The 25,111-nt window shown below is 57.1% G+C and carries 29 protein-coding genes; 13 read left to right on the top strand and 16 right to left on the bottom strand.

Annotated features, from left to right (window positions below; genetic code table 11):
* The first annotated feature begins 70 nt into the window (after positions 1-70).
* From ACPLPM_RS03535 to ACPLPM_RS03520, 4 genes are all read left to right on the top strand, one after another.
* Entirely contained in the window at positions 71-928 is an 858-nt protein-coding gene (locus tag ACPLPM_RS03535; protein ID WP_424358862.1) for an NAD(P)H-binding protein, read from the top strand.
* Positions 921-1,496, top strand: coding sequence for an SET domain-containing protein (locus ACPLPM_RS03530; RefSeq protein WP_424358861.1), 576 nt, complete (start codon positions 921-923; stop codon positions 1,494-1,496). Before ACPLPM_RS03535 ends, ACPLPM_RS03530 begins: the two co-directional genes overlap by 8 nt.
* A gap of 103 nt (positions 1,497-1,599) precedes the next feature.
* Complete coding sequence (locus ACPLPM_RS03525; protein ID WP_424358860.1) at positions 1,600-2,367, top strand: ABC transporter ATP-binding protein; 768 nt, start codon at positions 1,600-1,602, stop codon at positions 2,365-2,367.
* Positions 2,352-3,572: a SufB/SufD family protein gene (locus ACPLPM_RS03520; protein WP_424358859.1), complete on the top strand. Its 1,221-nt coding sequence runs from the start codon at positions 2,352-2,354 to the stop codon at positions 3,570-3,572. Before ACPLPM_RS03525 ends, ACPLPM_RS03520 begins: the two co-directional genes overlap by 16 nt.
* A gap of 243 nt (positions 3,573-3,815) precedes the next feature.
* On the opposite strand, the gene ACPLPM_RS03515 is transcribed toward ACPLPM_RS03520, so the two are convergent.
* From ACPLPM_RS03515 to ACPLPM_RS03485, 7 genes are all read right to left on the bottom strand, one after another.
* Positions 3,816-4,868 (bottom strand): AN1-type zinc finger domain-containing protein, encoded by a 1,053-nt coding sequence (locus ACPLPM_RS03515; protein WP_424358858.1) that lies wholly within the window; start codon positions 4,866-4,868, stop codon positions 3,816-3,818.
* Positions 4,869-5,029: 161 nt separating this feature from the next.
* Entirely contained in the window at positions 5,030-5,305 is a 276-nt protein-coding gene (locus ACPLPM_RS03510; protein WP_424358856.1) for a ubiquitin-like small modifier protein 1, read from the bottom strand.
* Positions 5,306-5,477: 172 nt separating this feature from the next.
* Positions 5,478-5,855 (bottom strand): Fe-S cluster assembly scaffold protein NifU, encoded by a 378-nt coding sequence (gene nifU, locus ACPLPM_RS03505; protein ID WP_424358855.1) that lies wholly within the window; start codon positions 5,853-5,855, stop codon positions 5,478-5,480.
* Positions 5,856-5,898: 43 nt separating this feature from the next.
* Positions 5,899-7,056: a cysteine desulfurase NifS gene (gene nifS / locus ACPLPM_RS03500; RefSeq protein WP_424358854.1), complete on the bottom strand. Its 1,158-nt coding sequence runs from the start codon at positions 7,054-7,056 to the stop codon at positions 5,899-5,901.
* 126 nt (positions 7,057-7,182) lie between these two features.
* Positions 7,183-7,704 (bottom strand): threonyl-tRNA synthetase editing domain-containing protein, encoded by a 522-nt coding sequence (locus tag ACPLPM_RS03495; protein ID WP_424358853.1) that lies wholly within the window; start codon positions 7,702-7,704, stop codon positions 7,183-7,185.
* A 113-nt stretch (positions 7,705-7,817) separates the two neighbouring features.
* A complete protein-coding gene (locus ACPLPM_RS03490) occupies positions 7,818-8,237 on the bottom strand; it encodes a hypothetical protein (RefSeq protein ID WP_424358852.1) in 420 nt (139 codons plus the stop codon).
* 124 nt (positions 8,238-8,361) lie between these two features.
* Positions 8,362-8,742: a transcriptional regulator gene (locus tag ACPLPM_RS03485; RefSeq protein ID WP_424358851.1), complete on the bottom strand. Its 381-nt coding sequence runs from the start codon at positions 8,740-8,742 to the stop codon at positions 8,362-8,364.
* Positions 8,743-8,970: 228 nt separating this feature from the next.
* On the opposite strand from ACPLPM_RS03485, the gene ACPLPM_RS03480 reads away from it, so the two are divergent.
* Positions 8,971-9,927, top strand: coding sequence for a DUF1028 domain-containing protein (locus ACPLPM_RS03480; protein WP_424358850.1), 957 nt, complete (start codon positions 8,971-8,973; stop codon positions 9,925-9,927).
* A 46-nt stretch (positions 9,928-9,973) separates the two neighbouring features.
* On the opposite strand, the gene hpt is transcribed toward ACPLPM_RS03480, so the two are convergent.
* The 6 genes from hpt to ACPLPM_RS03450 form a co-directional block, all read right to left on the bottom strand.
* A complete protein-coding gene (hpt, locus tag ACPLPM_RS03475; RefSeq protein WP_424358849.1) occupies positions 9,974-10,549 on the bottom strand; it encodes a hypoxanthine/guanine phosphoribosyltransferase in 576 nt (191 codons plus the stop codon).
* 640 nt (positions 10,550-11,189) lie between these two features.
* Complete coding sequence (locus tag ACPLPM_RS03470) at positions 11,190-12,023, bottom strand: hypothetical protein (RefSeq protein WP_424358848.1); 834 nt, start codon at positions 12,021-12,023, stop codon at positions 11,190-11,192.
* A gap of 92 nt (positions 12,024-12,115) precedes the next feature.
* Positions 12,116-13,243, bottom strand: a complete 1,128-nt coding sequence (gene mfnA, locus ACPLPM_RS03465; RefSeq protein ID WP_424358847.1) for a tyrosine decarboxylase MfnA — start codon at positions 13,241-13,243, stop codon at positions 12,116-12,118.
* 6 nt (positions 13,244-13,249) lie between these two features.
* On the bottom strand, positions 13,250-15,532 hold the full coding sequence (gene ppsA, locus ACPLPM_RS03460) for a phosphoenolpyruvate synthase (RefSeq protein WP_424358846.1): 2,283 nt from the start codon (positions 15,530-15,532) through the stop codon (positions 13,250-13,252).
* 2 nt (positions 15,533-15,534) lie between these two features.
* On the bottom strand, positions 15,535-15,912 hold the full coding sequence (locus tag ACPLPM_RS03455; RefSeq protein ID WP_424358845.1) for a helix-turn-helix transcriptional regulator: 378 nt from the start codon (positions 15,910-15,912) through the stop codon (positions 15,535-15,537).
* 261 nt (positions 15,913-16,173) lie between these two features.
* Entirely contained in the window at positions 16,174-16,530 is a 357-nt protein-coding gene (locus ACPLPM_RS03450) for a hypothetical protein (protein WP_424358844.1), read from the bottom strand.
* Positions 16,531-16,644: 114 nt separating this feature from the next.
* Here ACPLPM_RS03450 and serA point away from each other — a divergent pair, with 114 nt between their 5' ends.
* A complete protein-coding gene (gene serA / locus ACPLPM_RS03445; RefSeq protein ID WP_424358843.1) occupies positions 16,645-18,225 on the top strand; it encodes a phosphoglycerate dehydrogenase in 1,581 nt (526 codons plus the stop codon).
* A gap of 60 nt (positions 18,226-18,285) precedes the next feature.
* Here the strand turns inward: serA and ACPLPM_RS03440 are convergent, their stop codons facing one another.
* Both ACPLPM_RS03440 and ACPLPM_RS03435 read right to left on the bottom strand, forming a co-directional pair.
* Positions 18,286-18,696 carry a HEPN domain-containing protein gene (locus tag ACPLPM_RS03440; RefSeq protein ID WP_424358842.1) on the bottom strand — a complete coding sequence of 137 codons (411 nt, stop codon included), beginning with the start codon at positions 18,694-18,696 and terminating at the stop codon, positions 18,286-18,288.
* On the bottom strand, positions 18,693-19,247 hold the full coding sequence (locus ACPLPM_RS03435; protein WP_424360025.1) for a nucleotidyltransferase domain-containing protein: 555 nt from the start codon (positions 19,245-19,247) through the stop codon (positions 18,693-18,695). The genes ACPLPM_RS03440 and ACPLPM_RS03435 overlap by 4 nt, the downstream gene beginning before the upstream one ends.
* A 295-nt stretch (positions 19,248-19,542) precedes the next feature.
* On the opposite strand from ACPLPM_RS03435, the gene ACPLPM_RS03430 reads away from it, so the two are divergent.
* From ACPLPM_RS03430 to ACPLPM_RS03400, 7 genes are all read left to right on the top strand, one after another.
* Entirely contained in the window at positions 19,543-19,983 is a 441-nt protein-coding gene (locus ACPLPM_RS03430) for a hypothetical protein (protein ID WP_424358841.1), read from the top strand.
* Positions 19,984-19,988: 5 nt separating this feature from the next.
* A complete protein-coding gene (locus ACPLPM_RS03425) occupies positions 19,989-20,390 on the top strand; it encodes a hypothetical protein (RefSeq protein WP_424358840.1) in 402 nt (133 codons plus the stop codon).
* Entirely contained in the window at positions 20,387-20,782 is a 396-nt protein-coding gene (locus ACPLPM_RS03420) for a hypothetical protein (protein ID WP_424358839.1), read from the top strand. The genes ACPLPM_RS03425 and ACPLPM_RS03420 overlap by 4 nt, the downstream gene beginning before the upstream one ends.
* A 147-nt stretch (positions 20,783-20,929) precedes the next feature.
* Positions 20,930-21,151 carry a helix-turn-helix transcriptional regulator gene (locus tag ACPLPM_RS03415; protein ID WP_424358838.1) on the top strand — a complete coding sequence of 74 codons (222 nt, stop codon included), beginning with the start codon at positions 20,930-20,932 and terminating at the stop codon, positions 21,149-21,151.
* 94 nt (positions 21,152-21,245) lie between these two features.
* Positions 21,246-21,596: a dihydroneopterin aldolase family protein gene (locus ACPLPM_RS03410; protein ID WP_424358837.1), complete on the top strand. Its 351-nt coding sequence runs from the start codon at positions 21,246-21,248 to the stop codon at positions 21,594-21,596.
* The gene (locus ACPLPM_RS03405; RefSeq protein ID WP_424358836.1) at positions 21,593-22,237 is read left to right on the top strand and encodes a YIP1 family protein; all 645 of its coding nucleotides are present in this window, start codon (positions 21,593-21,595) and stop codon (positions 22,235-22,237) included. The genes ACPLPM_RS03410 and ACPLPM_RS03405 overlap by 4 nt, the downstream gene beginning before the upstream one ends.
* Before the next feature lie 77 nt (positions 22,238-22,314).
* Entirely contained in the window at positions 22,315-22,905 is a 591-nt protein-coding gene (locus ACPLPM_RS03400; protein WP_424358834.1) for a hypothetical protein, read from the top strand.
* A 554-nt stretch (positions 22,906-23,459) separates the two neighbouring features.
* On the opposite strand, the gene ACPLPM_RS03395 is transcribed toward ACPLPM_RS03400, so the two are convergent.
* Positions 23,460-25,088: an OPT/YSL family transporter gene (locus ACPLPM_RS03395; protein WP_424358833.1), complete on the bottom strand. Its 1,629-nt coding sequence runs from the start codon at positions 25,086-25,088 to the stop codon at positions 23,460-23,462.
* Positions 25,089-25,111 lie beyond the last annotated feature (23 nt).

Here is a 25,111-nt window from a genome sequence, read left to right as displayed (position 1 = left end):
CAAGACACACTGGCATGCTTTAAAAGTGGCAACAGCATAATAAGAGCCGTTAGTCGACAGGAGTTTTCGTATGAACATAATACTGGGAGCGACAGGGCAGGTAGGCTCAATGCTGGCAGACAGGCTATTAGTAAAAGGCCAGCCAGTGAGAGCCGTTGTGCGAGATGGTTCCAGAGCTCAAGAGCTGAAAAGCAGGGGCGCGGAAATCGTAGTGGCAGACTACTTTGACATGGAGGCTATGAACAGAGCTTTTCAAGGGGGAAGCTCGGCTTTTCTCCTGACGCCTGAAAATCCCGCGTCGGGAGACGTGCTGGGCGACGCCCGGAGAATGATAGATAATTACAGGGAGGCTGTCCGATCCTCCGGGGTAACGAAGATCGTGGGCCTGTCTTCCATGGGCGCGCAACTCGGGCCTGGATCAGGCAACCTCATGGCTTCCCACATGCTGGAGCATGCGTTCGCCGGCCTCGAAGTCGAGCAGGTTTTCATCCGGCCTGCCTACTATTACAGCAACTGGCTCGGGTACCTGGAGCTGGCCAGGGAACATGGAATGCTGCCGACCTTTTTCCCTCCTGGCTTAAAGCTGCCGATGGTTGCCCCTCCGGATGTCGCCGAATTCCTGGCTGAGGTGCTGATTCGGAAAGCGCCGCAGCAGCGGGTATTCGAGATCACCGGGCCTCGCCCATATAGTTCTGCAGATATCGCGCAGGTCTTTGGGCACGTGCTGGGCAGAGAGGTCAACGCCACGCAGATCTTGCCGCAAGACTGGGAGAGTACACTGCTGCAGGCAGGTTTCTCGAAAGATGCGGCCAAAAACCTGATGCTGATGACGCAGATGGTCGTCGATGGCAAAACCGGATGCGAGACACCTAACCCGGTACGGCTTCCGACGGACTTCGAGAGCTATTTGAAAAAGTCGATTGGATAGCGTCTGCCAGGATAAAGCTTACGGTTTAAGGTTCGCGCTTTTCCGGAAAACTGGCGGACGAGGCAGCCGGCAGAAGTACGAAATTATAACAGCGGACGGCCACATCTCACGTTACAGGCGGGCGGAGATCGTGCTAAAAGTGAAGACTACTGTCAGGCCAAGCAATATTGCCGGCTACGGCCTGTTTCTGGCCGAGTTCATCCCCAAAGGCACGGTCGTATGGGAATTCCAGCCGGAGGTAGACAGGATTTTTGAAGACCCGGAAATCGCCGAGTTAGACGATGCCGGGCTGAAAAAGCTGATGTTCCACGCCTACCTGAACAGCAGCACGGGAAAAGTGGTCTGGTGCGGGGACGGAGCGTTGTACATGAATCACTCTGAGCAGCCGACCTTGCTGGTAGTAGATAATGGTAAGCCCGAAGGGGCCTGCATAGCCGCCCGGGACCTCTGGCCGGGAGAAGAGCTGACGTGCAACTACTATGATTTCGACGGAGTCGCGGACTGGAAGCTGGGGAAATCAATAGACCTGCGTTTGAAACTGAGAGCGGCTTCTAACAGTGAAAAATAACAATCGTTAAATAGTTTTTGGCGTCCCCCATCAGGTCTGGCCATCAGGCCACGGAAAGTTTTAAAGGAAAACAACCAGTATTCCTTATCGAAACTTGCATTTTATGGACGGGACCCTTATGCTCAGCATCGAAAACTTAACCGTCGAAGTGGATGACAAGCGCATCCTCAACGGCGTCAACATGTCCATCGGCGCCGGCGAGACCCACGCCCTGTTCGGGCCTAACGGAACGGGCAAAAGCTCGCTTCTTTTCACCATCGCCGGGATTCCGAAGTACAAGGTCACAGATGGCAGGATTTACTATAAGAGGAAGGACATCACCGACGCGCCCATGGACGAGCGGGCGAAGCTCGGCATAGGTATCCTGTTCCAGCACCCGCCGGTCATCAGGGGCGTAAAGCTCAGGGACATGGTCAGGATCAGCATGGAATCCAGGTACCCGGGCAAGAAGATCACGGACCTGGAGATCGCCGGCCTGGCAAAGAAGCTCAACCTCGAGTCCTTCCTGGACAGGGACGTCAACTCGGGCTTTTCCGGCGGCGAGATCAAGCGCTCGGAGCTATTACAGCTGCTGGCTCAGCGCCCGGAGTTCGTCATGCTGGACGAGCCGGACAGCGGGGTCGACCTGGTCAACATTGGGTTGGTAGGGAATACGATCAACGAGCTCCTCGAGAAGGAGAAGAAGACCATGGAGCGCACCAAGTCGGGGCTCATCATCACCCACTTCGGCAACATCCTGGACTTCGTCAAGGCCGACAGGGCCTACGTGATGATGAAGGGGAAGATGCTCTGCCAGGGCAACCCCCTCGAGCTGCTGGACGACATCAGAAAGAACGGCTACGGAGAGTGCATGTCATGCATGAGGAGATAATCAAGCGCGCGCGGGCTGCCATCAACAAGAAAGCGGCCTATGGCAACGACGTCGACCTGGAGTCGTTCCAGAAGCAGGTCCCGGTCAGAGAGAAGATCACTTCGCTGGGCCAGCTGTCAAGCGGCGTCAAGGAAAGAGCCCTGCATGTCGGTGTCGACGCTTCGATGAGCGAACGGTCGGGCTCGTTCTTCCAGCACGACCAGTCGATCGTCTACGCTTCTTCCACCCAGGAAGGGCTGGAGCTCATGGACATCAACGATGCGCTGAAAAAATACGACTGGCTACAGGAGTACTTCTTTGGCATCGTCCAGCCGGATCAGGACAAGTTCACAGCCTACAGTGCTACTCACGAGTTCGCCGGCTACTTCATCCGCGCCCTGCCCGGGGCCAAGATCACGTTCCCCCTGCAGGCGTGCATGTACATCGGCAGGGAGGGCATGATCCAGAACGTCCACAACATCCTGATCGCCGAGGAAGGGAGCGAACTCCACGTGATCACCGGCTGCACCACCGATACTCACGTCAACCGCGGCCTGCACGTCGGCGTGACCGAGTTCTACGTCAAGGACAACGCGAAGCTCACCTATACCATGGTCCACAACTGGGGCCCGGACGTGATCGTCCGCCCGAGATCGGCTACCAGGCTCGGCAAGAACGCCATCTTCATGAGCAACTACGTGTCGATGACCAGGGTCAGGGACGTCCAGATGTACCCGTCCTGCTTCATGGAAGGCGAGAACGGCCTCGCCAGGTTCAACACAGTAGTGTACGCACCGCCCGAGTCCCACCTGGACCTCGGGTCTAAGGCGGTCCTCAAGGCCAAAGGCTGCCGCGCAGAGCTGGTAGCCAGGACGATCGCCAAGGACGGCGGCTACGTAGCCTCCCGCGGCCTCATCCAGGGTGACGTGCCCGACACCAAGGCACACCTCGAGTGCCACGGCCTCCTCCTCGGAGACGGCGGCGTCATCTACGCAGTGCCCGAACTGCTCGGCCACGTGCCGGGCGTAGACCTGAGCCACGAAGCAGCCGTAGGCAAGATCGCCGAAGAGGAAATCCAGTACCTCATGTCCCGCGGCGTTGATTCCGACACTGCGACAGCTCTGATCGTCAGAGGCTTCCTCGACGTGGACGTCAAGGGCTTACCGCCCCAGCTCCAGGCCGAGATGAAGAGGACTATCGAGCTCGGCGAACAGTCGATGATGTAAGCTGGTTTTTGCGGGGCTGTCGGGGGGCTTTGTTCCAAAAAAGCCCCCCTGACTCGCGACATGAGATCATGCCCGAAGGGCATTCAGGTTAGTTTTGGAGAGGTGCAAGGGGAACCTTTTACAAAAGGTTCCCCTGTACGCTTATCAGAGACACATCATGGTTAATGGCTCCCTGTTACCACTGTTAAAAAACAAGCCCCGTAAGGTAAAAATCTAATAGCTCTGGTATGTATGCCCTAAGCCCTACCAGTACACATTGATCTTCTTCACGGTCCCCGAGGGATAGTAGAACGGCCCGATCTCCGCCTTCTTAGCGTTGAGCGCCTCGTTCCGGGAATTTAGCAACAGGGCCATCTGGTTGAGCTCCATGCCGGGCTCGGCGATGCCCTGGTTGTAGTTCTTTGCCAGCCGGTTGTACTCTTTCAGCTCGTGGATGTAGTCGAGGTACTTCTGCCTGTACCCGGAGTAGAAGGAGTAGTCGGTGCTGGTGGCGTAGTCCAGGTCGATCTCGTTGAATTCTCTGCCCTCTACTACGTAGGCGATGCGGTCTCCGGTAGAGCCTTCGTAGATCGAGGAGGCGTCGACGTATACCGGGCCTTTGTCTACCGTGTTAAAGAGGTTCAGGCCGTGGCCCATGTCAGGCGCTCCCGCTGGTGGTGCGAAAGTGTCAGAGCCGTCGTCGTAGATGCTGTAATCGATGCTGCCGTCGTAGAACTCGATGCCTACGAACCCGGCCTTGATGCCGCGGGCTTCGGCATTGTCATGTAGCCTCTTAGCGAAGTCGGCGCAGGTCCAGCCGGGGCTCACATACTTTAGAGAGCTGGTGTCGTCGGCTTTCAGGAACCGGACAAGCTCGTCATAGGTCGGGTCGGCCGCAGAGCGGTTGTTGGCCAGCGTGACCTGAACGCCGGTTGTGTTCTGGACCGGCAGCGTCACGTACGTAACAGTCGTCCGGGCATCGATATAACCGATGAGCATGATGAGGGCGACCAGGAGGGCCATGACGATGACAGCGATGGAAATTAGCTTGACAGCCAGAAGAGACCAGTGCATGACTGACGAGCCCAGGGGTTTCTCAGGAGCCTGCGCTTCTGCTGGCTGGCCTGCTGCCGCGATGCCGGGCTTCTCGACGGTGCCTGCCTCGACCTGCTGTTTGTAGCTTGACAGGCCCGGGCATTTGTGGTCCTGCGGACGGCGGTGCCGGTCGCAGAAGACCATGCCGCAGTACTTACATTTGTACAGCAGCAGGTCGCTGCCACATTCGTGGCAGGTATCGTTCCCCTTACTTGACCCCATAAATAATAGATGATAGCTTTCCGATGGTATAAAACGGTTTGTATTCGCCGGTAAAGCGACATTTTTCCATATAAAAGTAGATATGGCGGCGATTTTCTAAGCTGCGGGAAGTGTGCCCGCCTTTGCTGCCTATGTCTGATATCCCGTAGCTACTGCCGGCATCAGCCGCCGGACACAGGCGGGAAGAGAGCGATCTCGTCTCCGTCCCGGACCTTGCCGCTGAGGCTGTCCTCGCCCTTCAGGGTCTGCGCGTTGTGGAGGACGTTCACGTAAGGCTTCAGCTTGCCGTCCTGGAAAAGTAGCGGCCGGATAGCCGGGAACTTGTCTGCAAGGCCGTCGATGACGTCCCGCACTGTCTCGCCTGCGGGCGTTATCTCGACTTCTTTCTGCTTCGTAGCCTCCCGGAAGTTGGCGAACAGCTTGACTTTGACCTTCATGGCGTACTCTCCGTGATAGTAACAGCATGCCCTCGCTGGCCGGGCAGTCTGATTCTTGCATACATTGATCTCCTACAAGCCCATATAGTCTACGCCGCCCGGGAAGCCTGCCAGCCCGCGTGCGACCAGTTTACTCCCGGCCTTCAGGCGCCATCGAGGTCATCAGACCTCGCTATTTCTTCGCCGCCTGCTTCTTGCGGTAGTCCTCGATGGCAGCAGTCAATGCCTCGGCCGCTAGGTTCGAGCAGTGCATCTTCTGGGGTGGCAGGCCGTCGAGCTCTTTGGCCACGTCGTCCCGGGTGATCGCCAGCGCCTCGTCGAGAGTCTTACCCCTGGCCATGACGGTGACCATGCTGCTGGTGGCGATGGCCGCTCCGCAGCCGAAGGTCTTGAACTTGATGTCCTCGATACGGTTGTCCTTGATCTTGAGGTAGATGGTCATCATGTCCCCGCAGACCGGGTTGCCGACGGTCCCGACGCCGTCGGCATCGGGGATCTCCCCCACGTTCTGGGGGTTGGAAAAGTGAGTCATTACCTTGGGCGAATACATAACAGTAACCTCTATGGCATATTTTTTGTACAGCTGTCACCCTCTACTTCTTATAGAGGGGTGACATCTCCCTCAGCCGGGATACGATGCCGGGGAGGGTCTCGATCACGTAGTCGATCTCTTCCTCCGTGTTGTACTTCGAGTTGGTCATCCTCAGCGAGCCGTGAGCCGTCTCCGGGTCGAGTCCGCAGGAGAGCAGCACGTGGGATGCCTCCAGCTTTTTCGACGAGCAGGCGGAGCCTGTGGAGACTTCTATGCCCTTCATGTCCAGGAGCAGCACCATCGACTCGCCTTCTACGAAGCTGAAGCTGATGTTAACGTTGTTTGGCGATCGGTTCTTGCGGGAGCCGTTGAGCCTGCAGTGCTCGATCCCCAGCAGCCCGTCCATGAGCCTGTTGCTCAGCCTGGCCATGTGCTCGGCGTTCCGGTCTAAGTCCCTGGCAGCCAGCTCGCAGGCTCTGGCCATGCCCACGATGCCCGACACGTTTTCTGTGCCGCTGCGGACGCCCCTCTCGTGGCCTCCCCCGAAGGTCAGCGACCTTACCGGGGTGCCTTTGCGGAGATACAGAACTCCCACGCCTTTAGGCCCGTGGATCTTGTGGCCGGAAAGGGCGAGCATATCCACTCCGAGATCGTCCACGTTCACCGGCACTTTACCGATAGCCTGAACCGCATCCGTGTGGAAGTAAATGTCCTTCTCCCGGGCGATTTCGCCGATCTCTTTGATCGGCTGGATGGTCCCGATCTCATTGTTCACCTGCATGACGGTGATCAGAGTTGTCTCCTTAGTGATCGCCTTCTCGAGCTCGTCCAGTTTCAGGACTCCATCGGGATCGACCGGCACGTAGGTGACCTTGAACCCGTCTTTCTCGAGGTGCCTGCAGGTCTCGATCACCGCAGGATGCTCGATAGCCGAGGTGATGATGTGATTGCCCTTCTTCCGGTTAGCCAGGGCGCTCCCTATGATGGCGATGTTATCCGACTCTGTTCCGCCGGAGGTAAAGATGATCTCCGCCGGAGCAGCGCCGATGATCCCGGCGATCTTGAGACGGGCGGCTTCGATCGCCTCACGGGCCTCTCTGCCGGCCGTGTGAAGGCTGGACGGGTTACCGTACTTCTCCGTGAAATAGGGGAGCATGGCGCTGATTACTTCATCGCTGACTTTGGTGGTCGCGCTGTTGTCTAGATATACCTTCTTCATGGTCATCATCGCGTTCAGGTCAATATAATATTATTATGTAGATTATTTAAAGCCTTGGTGAGGAACTTATGGTGATACCCGGGCGGGATTCCCGGCTTCCGCCTTAGCCGGGCGTTCGGCCCGAAGCTATCCCTTGAGCTCGGCCCGGAGCTCGCCCTCGAGCTCCGCCATGTCCCGGAGCTTGATCGGATTCTCGCAGTAAGGACAGAGGAAATCACAATTGCGGCCTTCATAGGGGCATATGGTCATGGAGAGCTCCGCCATCGGATGGCCCTTGCTCTTGATGTCGTACTCCTTGTACCACCCGAATGGCGCCCGCTTCACTTCGATGCCCGCATCCCTTAGACCAGTTTCGAGGCCATTCAAAATTTCCAGTGCCACTGCCGGGCTGCTCAGCGTAGAGGTCAGGTGGGCGAAGGGAAAGATCATGACCCGCCGGGCCTTGAGCCGTTCCAGGCGCAGCATTACTTCTTTCGCCGCTACATCGATCACCCTCCGGGGGTTGGCCTCGTCCAGCTTTTCCACCGAAGAGAGGAGGACCACGCAGTCTTCCATCGAGCCCTCTTTCACCTCGATCTCTTCCGCCACCCGGGATTTTCTGTTTGCTTTGTAGCTCATGCTGTCGGCGTGTATTGCCAGAATCCTCATGCCGAACCCTCTTAATTAACAATTGTTAATTCACAATTGAAGATATATAAAGGTTGTGAAAGAGGCAGATGTCCTGCATGCCTGGCCGTGTACGCCGGTAAAGTCGCTTATACTCATCGGACAATCCGGATTCTCTTCTCCACCCGGCCAAACTCTTTTCCGCCGATCATCAGCCGGCCGGTGAAGTGGTATTTACCCTTCGCCAGGGCCGAGGCAGGGACGGTGAAAGGAGGCTGGCCTGCCGGGGGAAAATGGAAAAGCACGGTCTCGCCTGGCGGGATACTGAAACCACGGATGAAGTCTGCTGCCCGGTAAGTTTTCCGGTGAACTTCGATGCCTCCGACCAGGGTTTCTTTCACGACCCTTACCTCGATCTCGATGTCCCGGATGGAAGTGGCCCCCTCGTTTATAATCCTGATAAACCCGGAGACTGTGTCGCCTGCCTGGTACTCATCCTTATTAGTGCCCCAGCCATCGATCCTGGCGGCTGCCGCTTCGCCTGCCGAAGCAGGTAATACAGACAGTATCAGCAATGTTTCACGTCCTGAGCCCTCCGCAGTGCCTTCATACACTTCATGGCGCCGTAGATAGAAACCTGTTACTGCCGTTTTAGCCGCCGCGGAGGCTTCGAAGAGAGGGGAAAAAGAATAAGAAAGGTTAGAGATTACCGGGCTTAGTTCTACCGAAGCAGACTTCGCAGCCTTCCAGGTTAGAGTCTTCCTGCCTGTGCAGATCGCACAGCGAACCGCTGGCCTTGACGATACCGCAAACCATGCAGATGCCCGGTATGACCTCCTTTGGAGAATTCTCGTCGATGATCTGCTTCGCGAGGTTCTTGATACCCTTGCGGGTCTCCTTGTTAATGGGTATACCCTTCCCCCGCTTGTCTTTGATGTACTGGGATACTGCCGACTGGGTAATGCCCAGGCGCTCGGAAACGTCTTTCTGGGACATGCCCATCTTGACCAGCTCTTTGGAAAGCTCCGCCCGGATGGTAGGGATTACGTACCATACAATTAGTTCACAAGGTGGCTTCATCGTATCACGGTGCTTATTATAGTCCTTTGTGAAAGGTTTCATACTGTCGGGCAGGTCGGGGCGCTGCCCGACAGTATAATACCTTTCAAGAATGACTTTAACGATTGTTATAATACCTGATTATAAATAGTTAACGCTGTTAAGTTGCCGGCTGAGGCCGGAGAGATAACGGGCAAAGGCGAGATACGATGATAATGAGATATCACAATATGATGGTAAGTGACATATATGCTGGAGAAAATGCAGGCAAAAAAGCAGCCGCAGCTAGCCAGGCCGGTGAGCACGTACAGCATCGTAGCGCGGGACCCGGCCACGGGAGAAATGGGCGTGGCAGTGCAGTCCCACTGGTTCTCGGTAGGGAGCGTCGTGCCATGGGCGGAGGCGGGAGTTGGTGCTGTAGCGACTCAGGCTTTCTCCGACCCGGCGTACGGCCCGCTGGGCCTGGCGGCGATGCGAGCAGGACGTAGTGCACCCGATGCGTTGAAAGGGCTGCTCGCCGGGGACCAAGGGCGGGAGCTCAGGCAGGTGGCGATGATCGACGCGAACGGCGGGGTAGCCGGCCACACGGGGAGCCGGTGCCTGCAGCCTGCCGGAAATATCACTGATTCCGAGGCCCAGTTCAGCGTGCAGGCGAACATGATGGCCAACGATCGAGTCTGGCCGGCGATGGCAAAGGCGTACCGGGAAGCAGAAGGAGACCTGGCCGGCCGGCTGATCACTGTGCTGGAGGCGGCGGAGGCAGCCGGAGGGGATATACGGGGCCGACAGTCTGCGGCGCTAGTAGTGGTGAGCGGGCAATCGACGGGCAAGCCCTGGGTCGATCGTAGGTTCGATCTGAGAGTGGAAGACCACCCGGAGCCTGTTGCGGAACTGAAGCGCCTCGTCCGGTTGCAGCGTGCCTACCTGCACATGAACGCCGGCGATCTGGCGGTGGAGAAGAACGATGTCGTGGCGGCGAACGCCGAATATGCCATGGCCGAAAAGCTGGCGCCGGAGCTCGTAGAGATTCCGTTCTGGTGTGCGGTGACGCTGGTCAACGCCGGCAAAGTGGAGGAGGCGCTGCCCATTTTCAGGGACGTGTTCGAGCGGGAGAAGATGTGGGCTGAGCTGATTCCCCGGCTGGTGGAGTCAGGGATGCTGGTCAATGATCCGGCTGTGATAAAAAGGATTTTTGAGATGGCGTAGCCGGATCTAGGGGACTTTTGAAAAGTCCCCTGGAGACCTCTCGATATTATTTACACTCGTCGTCGATACAGCCCAGAACTTGTACCCCGTTCTCGTCGACGTCGATGCTTACGAGCGTCTGAACGTTGTAGCCCATGTCCTCGATGATCTTCTTGCCGTTGCCCCGCTGGATAACGACGACGATGTCCTTGATCTCTGCGCCGGCTATCTCCAGCGCCTTGATCACGGCCGCGAGGGTGCCGCCGGTGCTGATGACGTCGTCGACGATGAGCACCCTGTCGCCCTTGCTGATGCCATTCAGGTACAGCTCGCCCTTGGAGTACCCGGTCGCCTGGTGGACGGCGATCTCGCCGGGCAGCTCGTACTTCCTCTTGCGGATGATGATGAACGGAATGTCGGTGATCTGCGACAGCGAGGCGCCAATGGGCAGGCCCATGGCCTCGATGGTGACGATCTTGTCGACGTCCAGGTCTGCGTTCTTGACGATGCAGGCGATGACGTCCCTCAGCAGCTCGGGCTTCACGACCGGCACGCCGTCAGAAATGGGATGAATAAAATAGTTGTAAGTGCCTCGCTTTACAATCGGTGCAGTCTTCAGCGACTCTTTCAGAATTTTTAACATGATATGCGCCCCACCTGATGGTTGAGTTTTTTTCAATTGTAAGAACAGCCGTCTAGCCCCAAACCGGATGCCTGCGGCAGTACATGGATACTCTACGCGCTTCCCTTATAATAAACCCCCGCATGCGAGTTGCAGAGAGCGGTAAGCTCACCCGACGACATGACAATAACAACAGGAAATCAGATGTTTGAACCACGGCGGCACGGCGACACCAAGACAGTGCGATCCACGACAGGCCGGATGGTAACTGGAACCACGGCGGCACGGCGACACAGAGACTGTGGTGAATCGGTATAAGTGAACTCCTTTTTGTGTCCACGGCGACACGGAGACAGTGCCTTAACCATATGCTTACTGCCCAATCCATTCAGCCTGGCTTTCGATCGATAGCCTGATTGAAGGAAACATATTTGTCGCTGTGCCGTCAGCCCGCCGTGTCGCCGTGGATCAATAAAAAGAAGGCCTTGTTATTCGGGTACCGGTTGTCTCCGTGTCGCCGTGGCGCCGTGGTTTAAATAACTATCCTGCCATCGTTTCTCGCATAGTCTTTGTGTCGCCGTGCCGCCGTGGTTAGAAAATCTGTTTTCCAGTTGTTAGGATAAAGAGCCATGCCGCCATGGTAAAAAATTATTATTATATATCACAGGTCCACTATTATTTCGCAGTCGAGGACGTAAGCGACGAACATGGTTCGGAAGAACTCTTTGAGTTCGGTGACTGAGTGGTCGTCCGAAGAGCTTGCCGGTAAGTTAAACGACCGCCACGATTCTTTTCCGCTTTTGTCTGCGCAGCAGACCGCCATTTCGCAGGAGCCTTCGGGGGGCTGGGTGTCGGTGACTTTTAGGGCGTCGGCGAGGAACAGGAGCATGATCATCTGGTGGGGGTTCTGGACTTTCGGGAAGCCGAGGATCAAATGCATTATCTGGTCCGTGTCGACCGTTTTTCTGCTCATGAAAGTTTTGGACAGGGTGACTTCCAGGGGCTTTTTCAGCTCCATGAAGGTGCCGTTCTGGTCGGCTCTCATGAGCTTGAACCGCTCTCCGGTGACGCCGTTGTCGGGGATGTACTCGAGGGCCATCGAATTTGGCATTCCCTTTTCCAGGGCTTTTTGAGAGATCGCTGCCAGCCACTCTTCCGCTTTGCGGGACAGGGGATAGTGGATGCTTTTCAGGCAGCCGTACGGCTCTCCTCTGCCAGCGAGGCACTGCTCGCAGTGGGCCTGGTAGTCGTCGAGCACCCTGGCCTCTTTGAGCAGCTCCGAGACTTTATAGCCCCGGGTTTCTACCCCGTCGAGGGTCATAATCTGAAGGTTGATGAGAGTATCGAGGGCCTCTTCTCTCGTCTTACCTTCGCTCAAAACCAGATCGATCACGGCCTGTGCCCGGGCCTGCTGCTTGATCAGAGAGATCATGCCCTCCTGGGTCAGCGCTTCTTTCACCGGACAGGGGTGATCAATGATATAATCGACTGCCATAATCCCACCTGCCTTGTAGGTTATCGCCCATGTTATATAGGCTTTTTTTAAAAGTTTTAAAAAAGCGGGCCCAATGAAGACTTATTATCGGCCTAAAGGACTTTTTTCAGGTCAGTCACAAACGCCCCAATAACTTCTTCCGTCACGTGGGGCATGACGACCATGCGCAGCGCGCAGGGGTGTACGGTCGTGGATACGTACCAGTTTTTCTCCGCGAGCCTTTTCCGCAGGCCTACGGGGTCTCCTGCCCCCACAGTCACGATGTTCATGACCGGCTCGATGACCGGCTCCATGCCCAGGTCTTCAAGCTGCTCCTGGAGGCTGCGGGTATTCTTCATACACGTGGCGACAATCTGCCGGTAACCTTCCCTGCCGAGGTACTGCATGACTGCGTACGCAGATGCCGCCGAGGCGCCGCTGCGGGTGCCTGCGAGCGAGGTCTGGACCATGCTCGTCAGGTACTGGGCGTTTATTTCAAGCAGCTTCAGCAGGCTTTCACTGCGGTAGAGCAGCCCGCCCGACGGAATGGTACTGAGGCCCATCTTGTGGGGGTCGATGGTGATCGACTGGACTCCCGGGACTTCGAAGTCGAACTTCGCGGGCTTTTCCATGAAGGGGATGACGAAGCCGCCGAACGCCGCGTCCACGTGGAGGTACAAGGCCTGCTCCTGCGCCAGCTTTCCGATCTCCTCTATCGGGTCGATCTGGCCGAACTCAGTGGTGCCCGCGACTGCGACGAGAGCGATCGTGTCCTCGTCGATGAGCGCCGCCATCTCCGATGGGTCGGCCCTCAGGAGATCGTCCAGGGGTGCTCTGCGGATGGCGATGCCGAGCATCTGGGAGGCCTTTTCAAAAGAGTAGTGGGCGGATTCGGGCACGACAATGTTAGCCCTGTGCCGGTCCGTGTGCTTTAGCTGGATGGCCGTGCGGAGCGCCTGGATGTTGCTCTCGGTGCCGCCGGTAGAAATGTAGCCGGTCGCATCCGGCAGGTGTAAAAGTTCGCCGATGAGCCCGATACACCGGCGCTCGATGGCGGCGGTGCCGGGGAAAAGTTTAGGGTCACCCAGGTTGGTGTTGACGAACTCCTGGTGAGCCCTGATAGCGACGGGGTGGGGGTTGGTGCACATGGAGCTGAGGACGCGCCCGTAGGGCACGTCACGTCTCCTCGCCTCGCAGAGCTCGGCGAATATATCTTCCTCACCCGCTCCCGTTTCCCGCATGTCAAATCACTGCTTTTTTCTGGCCGCCTCGAGGATCAAGGCGTGCTCGGTCCTGGCCACCATTTCCCTGACGGCCTCTACCGCGTCGATGTTGGCCGAGATGCTGGTGATGCCCATGGCGACGAGCCTCCGGGCGACTTCAGGCCTGCTGCCTGCCTGGCCGCAGATCGACGTCTTGACGCCGGCCTTGTTGCACTCTCCGATCACGTACTCGATGAGCTTGAGCACCGCGGGGTGCAGCTCGTTGTACAGGTCGGCGACCAGCTCGTTGTTCCGGTCGACCGCCAGCGTGTACTGGGTCAGGTCGTTGGTGCCGAACGATACGAAATCGATGCCCTCCCTAATAAACTCATCGATGATGAGGGCGGAGGCGGGGATCTCGACCATGATGCCGACGTCGACTTTTTCGAGGTCGATGCCGCACTCGACCATGATCTCCTTGGCCCTGCGGAGCTCCTTCGGGTGCTGGACCAGGGGAATCATGATGCCGATGTTGTCGTAGCCCATCTCGAATAATTTCTTGAAAGCCGCCATCTCGAGCTTGAAGTGCTCTACCTCTTTCAGGTCCCGGCGGATGCCCCTCATGCCGAGCATAGGGTTGTGCTCGTACGGCTCGTTCTCGCCGCCCTTCATGGCGCGGAATTCGTCGGTCGGGGCGTCCAGCGTCCTGACCCAGACGGGCTTCGGGTAAAAGGCGTCGGCGACGGTCCTGATGCCCTTGATCAGCTCGTCCACGTACTCCTGGGAGCGGCCGCTGTTCATGTAGACCTGGGGGTGTGTGTTGAGGCCGAGGATCATGTGTTCTATCCTGAGCAAGCCCACTCCGTCAGCATGGGTGTCCTTCGCGCGCCCGGCAGCCTCAGGTATGGATACGTTGACCTTGACCTCGGTGGCGGTGATTGGCTTAATCATTGCCATCCGGGGTGCGGCCTCGGCGTGCTCTGCCTTCTCGGCTGCTGCTTCCTTCTTGACCGCGCCCATGTACACGTGGCCCTTCTCGCCGTCCACGGTGACCAGCGAGCCGTCTTCCAGCATTCTGGTCGCTTCCTTGGTGCCGACTACGGCAGGCGTGCCCAGCTCTCTGGAAACGATGGCAGCATGGCAGGTCAGGCCGCCCTCGTCGGTGATGATGGCGGCGGACCGCTTCATCGCAGGCACCATGTCCGGGGTGGTCATCTTGGTGACCAGGATGTCACCCTCTAAGACCCGGTCCAGGGTATCCATGCTGTCGACGACTTTGACCTTGCCGCTGGCGACGCCCGGGGAGGCGCCCAGCCCTTCGAGGATGATCTCGCCCAGCACTTTGCCGCCCTTGGCCTCGCGCTTCTGGATGGTGGTGATGGGTCTCGACTGAAGCAGGTACAGCTCGCCCTTCTGGTACGCCCACTCGATGTCCTGAGGCTTGCCATAGTGCTCTTCCACGATGTTGCCCAGCTTGGCGAGCCTGAGGATCTGGTCATCGGCAAGCACCTGGACGTTCTTCTTCGCCTCTTCCACGTCGAGCTTCACGGTCTTGCGGGTCCTGGGGTCGCGGATGATCTTGATCTGCTTGGTGGCGATCTTTTTCTTGGATACTCTGCCGCTCCTGACCTCGTAGTTGTCCGGGGACACCGAGCCGGACACGACCGACTCTCCCAGGCCCCATGCGGCCTCGATGATCGCCACATTCTCGCCGGTGGTGGGGTGGTGGGTGAACATGACGCCTGCTGCGTCAGCGTCGACCATCTTCTGGACGACTACTGCGATGTTCACGTGCTCGTGGGGGAACTTCTGCTTGACCCGGTAGTAGATCGCTCTTGCACCGTACAGCGAAGCCCAGCAGTGCTGGACTGCCTTGAGCAGGTCTTCCTTGCCGCGAACGTTTAAAAAGGTTTCCTGCTGGCCGGCGAAGCTGGCTTCCGGCAGGTCTTCGGCGGTCGCGCTCGACCGCGCGGCCACGTACTGCTCTCCGCCCTCGCGCTTGCTCAGCGTGTCATATGCTGCGGTGATGTCTTTCGCGATCGATGCGGGCATGGGCTGGTTGTTGATCAGGTCCTTGGCGAACTTTTCAGCCTTCATCAGCTCCTTCTGGTCGTCGACGTTGACGTCGATGCCCTTGAAGAGCTTGTCTGCGATGCCCGCTTCGGTGATGAACTTCCTGAAGGCCTGGGCGGTGACCACGAAGCCGGGGGGAACCGGCAGCTGCGCGTTGGTCATCTCGCCGAGGCTGGCGCCTTTGCCGCCTACGATGGGGATGTCGGTGTTGCGAACGTCACTAAGCCATACAACAATCTTTTCCTTTCCTGCCATAATCACACTTCCAGCGAGCGAATCGCTTTTCTTCGCTTTTCGTCAAAACTTTGAATAGAGAGGTCGATGATAGACGCTATCCGGTCCTGGGGCACGCCCAGCTCAGCCCCTATGCGGCTGAAATACGGGTACTCGATACTCTTGCCCTGGGACCTGGAGGTTTTCACCGCCTCTATTAAGGCCATTACACCTGAGAACACGTGGATGAAGGTCAGCGTGGGAGTGACTTTGCCGTTCTCGATCCTGGAGATCGTTTCCCGGCGCAGCCTCATGATCAGGCTAAGCTCGTCCTGCGTGAGGTGCATCTTACCCCGGTAGTCCTGAATAAGCTTACCCCGCTCAGGCGAGTTGACGATGTCACCCGCAATCAGGTTAGCCATGTTCTGGATCCACTCAGGAGTATACATAAAACACCCGTGTTACACCACATGTAACATGCTATGTTCATCCGTATAAGGGCTTTCTACTTATATAACGGTTATGTGACGTATCACGTCACGTATTGAAAAATTACGACAGTTGCCGTCTGAAAAAAGTAGCAGACGGGCGTGTCGTGTCGCCGGTATAGATCCGCCAGCCCGGCTGGCAGGACCCATTTTCTTCGCCGGTTGCCGATCGATCCGCCAGTCGACGCACTCTGGTTAATAGTTGAAGAGCTTCGTCACGTACGGGATCTTCAGCCCGAACCGCCTGTCCAGCACCGCGAGCGTACACCACGGGATGACGTCGACGAACGGGAGCATGTCGGTGCCGCTCATGACCAGCAGGTTGACTATAGGGACGCCCAGGTGATTCAGGTAAGCCGCTTCTACCACGCTGATGGCCGCGCTTGCGCCGACAGCTACGGGCAGAAGGCCCGTGGCGAAGAGCAGGTCGTCGGGCACCAGGTCCGCGAAGTCGATCGCCAGCGCGAGGGCGAGGGCGCCGACGTTCTGTACAAGCGAGTGGCTTTTCTCGACCGCGATGACGGTCTGGCCATCCATATTGCTCGTTTCCATATTCCTCAAACTAGTACTCACAGCGCTCAAGATATATATTTTCCCGGCCCGTGCACTTTACCAAAGACTTATGAGCATGCAGCGTGCATTAAACTCTACACAGGGGTAATGGTCATGAAAGTCCTCGTAACAGACCCTATTTCAGAAGAAGGCATCAAGGTCCTCAAGGCTGAGCCCGGTGTGCAGGTCGACATCGAGACCAAGCTCACCAAAGAGCAGCTGATCGAGAAGATCAAGGACTACCACGCGCTCATCATCCGCAGCGAGACCCAGGTCACCAAAGAGGTCATCGCCGCGGGCAAGAACCTCAAGATCATCGGCCGGGCCGGCGTGGGCATCGACAACGTAGATGTCCCGGCTGCGACCGAAAAGGGCATCATCGTCGCCAACGCGCCCGAAGGCAACACCATCGCAGCGTGCGAGCACACCCTTTCCATGATGCTGTCCATGTCGCGCAACATCCCCCAGGCGAACGCCTCGCTGAAGAGCGGCAAGTGGGAGCGCAGCAAGTTCATGGGCGTCGAAGTGCTGAACAAGACCCTCGGCATCATCGGCCTGGGCCGCATCGGCGGCGAGATCACGAAGAGAGCGAGGAGCTTCGGCATGGAAGTGCTCGCCTACGATCCGTTTACGACGGCAGAGCGCGCCCAGCAGATCGGCGCGAAGCTGACGACGCTGGACGAGATCTACGAGAAGGCCGACTTCATCACCGTCCACACCCCGCTCACCCCGAGCACGAAACACATGGTCTCCACCGCCCAGTTCGACCGGATGAAGAAGGGCGTCAGGATCATCAACTGCGCCAGAGGCGGCATCATCGACGAGACTGCCCTGTTAGAAGCCCTCAAGTCGGGCAAGGTCGCCGGAGCGGCCCTCGACGTGTTCGAGAAGGAGCCCCCCGTGGGCAGCCCGCTGCTCGAGCAGCCCAACGTCATCGTCACCCCGCACCTCGGAGCGTCCACTGCAGAGGCCCAGGTCAACGTGGCTATCACCATCGCAGAACAGGTCCTGAACAGCTTCAAGGGCTTACCCGTGACAACGGCGATTAACATACCCATTATGAAGCCCGAGATCATGGAGAAGGTCAAGCCCTTCCTGCCGCTCGCCGAAAAGCTCGGCAGCTTCGCCGCCCAGATCTCCGACGGGCAGATCAAGGAAGCCACCGTCAGCTACTACGGCGAGATCTCCCAGAAGGACGTATCGCTGGTCACCATTGCCGTCCTGAAAGGCCTGCTGGACATCAAGATGGGCGAGCCCGTCAACTACGTCAACGCCAAGATCCTGGCCAAGGACAGGAGCATCAACGTGGCCGAGACCAAGTTCGGCGAAACAGGCGACTACACCAACCTGATCACCCTGACCCTCAAGACCGACAAGGAAGACGTCACCGTCGGCGGCACCATCTTCGGCAAGAACGACGCGAGGATCGTCGAGATCCAGGGCTACCGCGTCGACGCAGCCCCCACCGGCACCATGATCGTCACCAGGCACAAGGACAGGCCAGGCGTCATCGGCAAGGTCGGCACCATCCTCGGCAAGGTCAACATCAACATCGCCGGCATGGTCGTCGGCAGGGACGCCGTCAGAGGCGACGCAGTCATGATCCTGACCGTCGACGACGAGGTCCCGGCAGCCACGCTGAAGCAGATGATCGCTGAAGCTGAGCTTTACGACGCCCGCTACGTAAAATTGTAAACCGGGAGCATATTGCTCCCTAACCTTCTTTTTACACGTATACTTGAATATCAAAATTAGCTAAATCAGAGCCTGCATCTTCTCGATGATAAGCTTCGCATTTTCCAGCGCTGCTTTAGCCTCGGCCTCGCTGACATTGACGCCGAAGCCGTAGGTGGCCTTTTCGCGATAAAGTCTGTATGAGTCAAGCGTATTTGCATACTCTTCAAGCTCCGGGTGGGCTTCTCGCAGATAGACTGGAACGCAGATGTGGCTGTGTTCTTTAACGCCATCCTTGAAGAGTAATGCCTTTGCAGCGTGAAATATCGCCTCATAGCTGGAAGTGAGCGTGAGACGATAGCGTTTGATGCTAAAACTCGCCTCAGCATCGTCGAGGTGACTGGCGGCGCTGATCAGGCAATTTCTAGCACTGACAGTATCGCTGTCTATCCTTTTTAAGCCTTTCTTATAGCAATCGTCAAGTGTTCTCACTTTAGTCCCGCCCCATATAGTAATATGTGGTTGGATACCACATTGGTGTAAAACGCATCTTTTTTATTGGCCAGCGCACGCCATTCTGATAGCTTGAAGATAGTAAAGTTCACGTCCTTATCAAACGTATGTTCTAGCTCTCTGAAAATATTTACATAAATTTCCTTATTAGATGGAGTGACAACGAGAAAGTCTATATCGCTCTCCCCATCGAAGGATCCGCCAGCATAGCTACCGTAGAGAGCGACAGAAAGGGCGTTCGGGTCGGTTTTCAGGATTACGTCGACAGGTTTCGACGAGACTACAAAATCAATTCCATATGCCCTTTTCAAGGACTTAACTACCTCGTTCCCGGTGTCGAGACGATAAAGCGTGGCAAAGCCTTTTTCCTCAACGACAAGAAATCCTTTTTCTGCAAATATTTTGACTGCGGCACTTGCACTTGAAGGGCTGATATTAAGGGCTTTTGCTATTTGGTTTGCATATGAAAGTTCGCCCGGCCTGGATAAGAAATAGCTCAATACTTTCCAGTCAACATATTTATCGAACACTTCTAACAATTATGTTCACCTTTCGATATATCGAAATCAATTTCATCATATCATAATCATTTTTAGTATATCGTATCATATTATCATATAAAAACTGTACTGTATAACCTTGTTGAGAGCGAAGAAGTCATGTCTATCGACGATTGCGATGACACCCACGTAACGACAGCCCATACAATTTTGTTACCTATTTCTAACTTGAGCGCAAGCTTTATTTACTCAATGTTATAATCATATCACTAAATGTTAGAAAATAATAACATAAAGTGATGAATGAATAACATCTGGTGAAAAAATGGATCCACTCAAAAAGGCCGATAAGGCTCAGAGCAACGTTAACATGATCGACGTACAGAGGATCGGGCTATGGATTGGCGCCCTTGTGCTGGCCCTGGACTCTATCTGCCTGATAATGATCGGTGAGTTCGAGTTCGTCATCGCCGTGGGTATGGGCCTGGGAATTGTCGTGATCTCGACCAACCTGTGGCCGTACATCGGCATGCAGAAGCCATATAAGGACGAGCGGGCCGCCAGGGTCGGCGCAATGGCCGGCCTCAGCGCCTGGTACATCTCGCTGGTAACGGCGGCTCTGGCTGCAGTCATCCTGGGCTACCTGCCCGCATCGTGGAACATTCACCTGAACGCTGCCCAGGCGCTGGGAGGCGTTATCCTGGTCATGGTAGTCAGTATGGTCTGCATCTACGAGTACATGAGCTGGAAAGGAGTCACGGAGTGAGAATAATGGCTGATAATAAGAAAAGCATAATGATCAGCATGGCATTTCTGGCCCTCGGCCTGGCCGTCGCCGTGCTGGGTATCGCAGCCTGGGTGCTCGCCGGCGAGGGAAGCCAGCAGTGGGCTATATCAGGAGTCATTGCAGGCCTGATCATGGCGCTGGCAGGCGCCGCAGGAGCGTTCCGGAAAAGGCCGGTAAGCGACGAGCGTACGGCAAAGCTCAGCGCCTATGCGGCCTCGTGGTCGTGGTTCTCGGGGGTCGTTGTCACCTCGGCCCTGTTCCTGCTGAACTACTACGGAGTCGTCAAAGCCGATACGACCCAGGCGCTTGGATTAGTGCTCCTGACATTACTGGCTACACTGGTGGCTTTCAACGCGTACTTCCGGACGAGGGGTGACGTGGCATGAGCGGCGATCCTTTCAAGTGGACTGCCCTAAGCTTCTGGATAGGAGGCTTAATGCTCGTGGTCACATCGATAGTCATCTACGTCTGGAACGTGCTGAACGACATCACCGCCCTGGGGGCGCTAATGGGAGCGATGCTGATGTCGACCACCTTCTTCACCTACATCGGGCTCAGCCCGGCTGCCAGGGATGAGAGGGCCCGGAAGATCGGGACGCTGTCGGCCACCTGCTCCTGGTACATCACACTACTCTTCACAGGCATGGTGCTGGCCTTCGACATCTGGAGCGGCCGCCCGTTCGAGGCGCCGAAGCTGCTGGCGACGATCGTCTTCATCATGACGGCCTCGATGATGGTTACCCACGTGTGGTTCAGCCGGCGGGGAGATATAGAATGATTGCCGCCTGTATTTTGGCGTTCGTTATCCTCGGGCAATCGGCGTATTCGGTCCTCGCCCTGGCCACAGTGGCAGGCCTGCTCTGGGGCTTGAGCCGTACGCCCGAAAAGCTGAAAACGAATATGAAAGATCTGTAGGAGATACGCCATGAGGACGCGCATCAAGGAGTACCGGGCGAAGTACGACATGACCCAGGAGGACCTGGCGCAGAAGGTCGGCGTCCGCCGGGAGACTATAGTCTTCCTCGAGAAGGGGAAGTACAACCCGTCGCTCAAGCTCGCGCACGACGTGGCGGTGGCGCTGAACGCGAAGATCGACGAGCTATTCATCTTCGAGGACGAGGCCGAGGCCGAACAGGCCGGGGAATGACCGACGGTAAAAAATGCCGGCAGTTTTATTCTACGCTCAAGTTTTATATAGCATATGCATAATAGGTACATACCATCAGTATGGGTGAAGTCGCATGTCCGTGACACCGAGAGATAACGCAGCCTTCGAGGCTGGCATCAAGCTGGGCGCGCTATACCACCAGTTCGTGGGGTCGCCCGTCAGCCTGAAGACCGCAGACTCGCTGGAGAAGGCGATTTCGGAGAGCATCTCCGTGCAGCCGTTCGTCAAGTCGATCAGTGTTTCAATAGACAGGCAGATGATCAAGGACAACCTCAGCTCGTTCGGGTACACCGAGCTGAAAGGGCCCATGCTGAAAGTCGACGCCGTGATCAAGTACCACGAATACGAGGCGAGCGTCGGCATACAATACAAAGACGGGTACCCGCTCATGTTTATCAAAGACATAAAAGAGGTTAAAGAATGAATTTTATTGAGAGAATTATAGGGACTATCACTAGCCCTGACAAGACAATGGCAGACGTATGCAAGGAGCCGAGGTGGGAGGAAGGGCTGGTCATCGTAGGCCTGTACGCCATCCTCACCGCGGTGTACATGTTCCTGTACAACTCGCACATCACGTACGTCTCTGACGTGCCCGGCCTGGAGCAGATCACCCTGATCACGACGATCATCATGGGGCTTGTCATGCCGCTGATCGGATGGATCATTTCCACCGCGGTGCTCTTCCTGCTGGCCATGGCGTTCGGCGGGGAAGGCAAGTTCACCACGCTCCTTTCCGGTATCGGGTTCTCCGAACTGGTCAAGATCTTCGCCGTCGTCATCGCGGCCATCCTGATCACCCAGGCCCCGTACCTGACTATTGAGATGAGCCAGTCCAACCCAATGGCCAGCATGACCGCCGCCGCAGAGTTCACCTCGAACATCTTCGTGCTCGTCAGCCAGGTCGTCTTCCTGCTGGGCCTGCTCTGGTCCTGCCTGATCGGCATCTTCGCGCTGAAGCACTGCCAGAAGCTGAGCTTCAAGTCCGCAGCCATCGTGGTCCTCGTGCCGACGATCATCTACATCGTCATCCAGTACGGCGCGCTGCTGCTGATGTTCCTGTAAGTCCAGCTATTGCCGCCAGCACTGGCGGCCTCTTTTTATAAGAAAGTTCTTGTACCACCCGGTCAATCACTTTTAGTATGACCGAAGCCCTGCCACAGCAAGACCTGAAGCTCCGCCTGGAAGCCGTCTCGGCGAAGTACCCGCAGGACGTGGCGATCGCCATGATCACCGACATGCTCAAAGCCGAATACGCCCGGCTGGAAGAGACCATGAAAGGCATCCGGGAGAGGTATCTGACGCTGAACGTGGACGACCCGGCCAGCGAGCACGAGATCGCCGACCTCCGCCTGGAAGCGGTGACAGCGTACCAGCCAGCGTACGAGATCGAGGCTTACCTCGCGGCCATGGGCGCAGACGTCGGGCTGCTGGTGCCTAAATACGAAGGCGAGTTCGAAACGTCCGCCGTCCACAGGAAAGGCTGGGACCTGTCCTTCGTCAGCCTCAAGGAAGGAGCGATGCGCAGTCTCGGCGGCCACTGCAACGTCATCGGGGAAGTCGTCATGCTGGAGCGCAGGCTCTACCACCACACTTACCTCGCGGCCGTCATGCAGCCGGCCGGCGCCGACAAAGGGCTTCCACAGCCAGACCCGTCCGGCGAGGTCGCGATGGAGTTCCACTTCTCCACCGTCGTGTTCGACGAGGACGTTAACGCCCTGGTGGAAAACTAGAACCACGGCGGCACGGCACCTTATCCCAGACAACTGGAGAGCAGATATTCTAACCACGGCGGCACAGCGGCACGGAGACAGTTCGAGAAACGATAGCAGGATGGTTATTTGAACCACGGCGGCACAACGACACGGAGACAACCCGTACCTGAATAACTGGGCACTTATTTATTGATCCACGGTGGCACGGCGGGCTGACGGCACGGAGACAAGTGTGTTTCCTTCAGTCAGGCTATCGATAGAAAGTCAGGCTGAAACGATTGGATAGTAAGCATAAGGTCAATGCTCTGTCTCTGTGTCGCCGTGGACATAAAAAAGAGTTCAGTATTACCGGTACGCTATTGTCTCCGTGTCGCTGTGCCGCCGTGGTTCCAGTTACCATCTGTTTGTAGCAGATCGCATATGTCTCCGTGTCGCTGTGCCGCCGTGGTTCCAGTTACCATCTGGTTGTAGCAGATCGCATATGTCTCCGTGTCGCTGTGCCGCCGTGGTTCAAACATTTGATCTAAAGTAGCCAGGATGAGGAGCCCAAGCTACTGTGGTTATACCGATAATCATAGCAGTGTTGTCACCGCGAAGAGCAGCCCGACGAGTATGTCGCCGGCGACGAGCCCGGAGGCGACGATGCCTGCGTCGTCTTTGAGCCAGCCCTTTTTCTCCGCTCCCCAGCTTATGGCGCCGCCGACTAGGATAGCGGCGGTGGCCGATACGGGAAGTAGTAGCCCCAGTGCCACGCTTATTGCCGAAATCTTGAGCCGGTATAGCACCAGTGCCAGGACGGCGCCGAGCAGCACGAAGTACAGGTTGATCGAGGGTGACAGGACTTTTGTTACGGCGGACCGGGCCATCTCCAGCCACATGACGCTGTAAGGGGCTGGTAAAGCCACTGTCCCTATGCCGTACATACTATTGATGAGGTTGATGCAAGGGACGCAAAGGAGGCCGCCGAGGACGGCGCCTATGACCAGCATGTAGCGCAGGCCGGTCTGGTCGATTTTAAAGACGTCGGCAACCTTGTGCAGGGACAGGGTGGAAGCGAACCCTAACGTGGTTGCCAGGACGAAGCCCTGGAAGAGGAGCAGGGACACGAGATTCTGGAACGCGAGCCCCACCAGCAGGATCACCACGAAAGCGGCGATGCCGACGCTCATGGCCATCTCGGCCCGGCCCCGGGTCTCTATGACCATGAGCAGCACTGCTACGGGGATGCACAGGGCGAACAGCCACACGGGAACGCCGACGAAAGCATACAGCAGCACTGCGGCGAGACCTGCGGCTGCCAGCAGGAGAGCGCCATAGGCGAGCCTGGACAGCTTGTTGCCTGAAGCGGTTCTGCTGTCCGGGCTGCCATGCTCCCTCGGCCGAGGCTGCCGGATCCGGTGCCAGGCGGATACAAGCAGAGGCTTTAGTACCATCAAGAGGGAGAGGCCTGCGCTGGCCACCATCATGGATACGGCGGTGGAGAAGATCCATGGGCTGCGCATGTGGGCAATGTAATCGGCGGCGCCGCCTTCGGCCAGATATAAAACAAGCAATGAACCCACAGCACCCAGGGCTATCTGCTGGCTGCCCCGGAGGCCCACGATCATGCCGATGCCCGCGAGAAAAGGCGAGAGGCTGAGGCCGGCGACGGCTGAGCCGAGGGTTTCGGGGATGACCTTGAGGCCTCGCAGCCCGGATACCGCCCCTCCGAGAACGCTCGCGATGCCCATTCGCACTGCTGAAGCCCTGAATTCCGGGCCTTTTTTCTCGGCGGACAGCAGGCCGATGATCGATACGCTTACCTTCGGGCCGGGCCAGGGAAAGTCGCTTTTCATGAAGTAGCCCGTAAAATAAGAAGAGGTGAGCATGCCGAGGATAAGCGAGAGGCTGATGATGGCGGCCATCACAAAGCCCGGAACGGGCAGCGTCTCCCCTGCCATGATGATCGAGCCGAGGCTGTCCGTATAAGCCAGTACAGCAGCGATGGCCATAGCCATAACCGCCACCATGTACAGGAACGCCCGAGGTCTGGCGCTCCGGGCTGCGGCGAAGACAAAGAAGGCGAAGAAGAGGAGCAGGATATCCAGGCCGGTGGCCATGCCGAGCTTCAAGGCCAGGTACATGTAGACGAAGGCGTTCACGACGCTGAAGATTATGCCCAGAAGCACGGCCAGGATGCGATCGTCGATCGTGAGCGCCATGTAAGGAATAACGTGGCACCGGA

It is taken from the genome of Methanocella sp. MCL-LM (assembly GCF_049676595.1).
GTDB lineage: Archaea > Halobacteriota > Methanocellia > Methanocellales > Methanocellaceae > Methanocella_A.
The sequence above is the reverse complement of the archived record's forward strand: the minus strand, read 5'-3'. Positions and strand labels throughout refer to the sequence as shown.

Coding starts and splice junctions, on each gene's coding strand:
- ACPLPM_RS03450 (WP_424358844.1), bottom strand. CDS start 16,530: ATGGAAACGAGCAATATGGATGGCCAGACCGTCATCGCGGTCGAGAAA.
- ACPLPM_RS03425 (WP_424358840.1), top strand. CDS start 19,989: ATGGCTGATAATAAGAAAAGCATAATGATCAGCATGGCATTTCTGGCC.
- ACPLPM_RS03420 (WP_424358839.1), top strand. CDS start 20,387: ATGAGCGGCGATCCTTTCAAGTGGACTGCCCTAAGCTTCTGGATAGGA.
- ACPLPM_RS03455 (WP_424358845.1), bottom strand. CDS start 15,912: ATGGCTAACCTGATTGCGGGTGACATCGTCAACTCGCCTGAGCGGGGT.
- ACPLPM_RS03405 (WP_424358836.1), top strand. CDS start 21,593: ATGAATTTTATTGAGAGAATTATAGGGACTATCACTAGCCCTGACAAG.
- ppsA (WP_424358846.1), bottom strand. CDS start 15,532: ATGGCAGGAAAGGAAAAGATTGTTGTATGGCTTAGTGACGTTCGCAAC.
- ACPLPM_RS03470 (WP_424358848.1), bottom strand. CDS start 12,023: ATGGCAGTCGATTATATCATTGATCACCCCTGTCCGGTGAAAGAAGCG.
- ACPLPM_RS03415 (WP_424358838.1), top strand. CDS start 20,930: ATGAGGACGCGCATCAAGGAGTACCGGGCGAAGTACGACATGACCCAG.
- ACPLPM_RS03400 (WP_424358834.1), top strand. CDS start 22,315: ATGACCGAAGCCCTGCCACAGCAAGACCTGAAGCTCCGCCTGGAAGCC.
- mfnA (WP_424358847.1), bottom strand. CDS start 13,243: ATGCGGGAAACGGGAGCGGGTGAGGAAGATATATTCGCCGAGCTCTGC.
- ACPLPM_RS03520 (WP_424358859.1), top strand. CDS start 2,352: ATGCATGAGGAGATAATCAAGCGCGCGCGGGCTGCCATCAACAAGAAA.
- ACPLPM_RS03480 (WP_424358850.1), top strand. CDS start 8,971: ATGCTGGAGAAAATGCAGGCAAAAAAGCAGCCGCAGCTAGCCAGGCCG.
- ACPLPM_RS03485 (WP_424358851.1), bottom strand. CDS start 8,742: ATGAAGCCACCTTGTGAACTAATTGTATGGTACGTAATCCCTACCATC.
- ACPLPM_RS03430 (WP_424358841.1), top strand. CDS start 19,543: ATGGATCCACTCAAAAAGGCCGATAAGGCTCAGAGCAACGTTAACATG.
- ACPLPM_RS03510 (WP_424358856.1), bottom strand. CDS start 5,305: ATGAAGGTCAAAGTCAAGCTGTTCGCCAACTTCCGGGAGGCTACGAAG.
- ACPLPM_RS03410 (WP_424358837.1), top strand. CDS start 21,246: ATGTCCGTGACACCGAGAGATAACGCAGCCTTCGAGGCTGGCATCAAG.
- hpt (WP_424358849.1), bottom strand. CDS start 10,549: ATGTTAAAAATTCTGAAAGAGTCGCTGAAGACTGCACCGATTGTAAAG.
- ACPLPM_RS03535 (WP_424358862.1), top strand. CDS start 71: ATGAACATAATACTGGGAGCGACAGGGCAGGTAGGCTCAATGCTGGCA.
- serA (WP_424358843.1), top strand. CDS start 16,645: ATGAAAGTCCTCGTAACAGACCCTATTTCAGAAGAAGGCATCAAGGTC.
- nifU (WP_424358855.1), bottom strand. CDS start 5,855: ATGTATTCGCCCAAGGTAATGACTCACTTTTCCAACCCCCAGAACGTG.
- nifS (WP_424358854.1), bottom strand. CDS start 7,056: ATGAAGAAGGTATATCTAGACAACAGCGCGACCACCAAAGTCAGCGAT.
- ACPLPM_RS03495 (WP_424358853.1), bottom strand. CDS start 7,704: ATGAGGATTCTGGCAATACACGCCGACAGCATGAGCTACAAAGCAAAC.
- ACPLPM_RS03395 (WP_424358833.1), bottom strand. CDS start 25,088: ATGGCGCTCACGATCGACGATCGCATCCTGGCCGTGCTTCTGGGCATA.
- ACPLPM_RS03525 (WP_424358860.1), top strand. CDS start 1,600: ATGGACGGGACCCTTATGCTCAGCATCGAAAACTTAACCGTCGAAGTG.
- ACPLPM_RS03515 (WP_424358858.1), bottom strand. CDS start 4,868: ATGGGGTCAAGTAAGGGGAACGATACCTGCCACGAATGTGGCAGCGAC.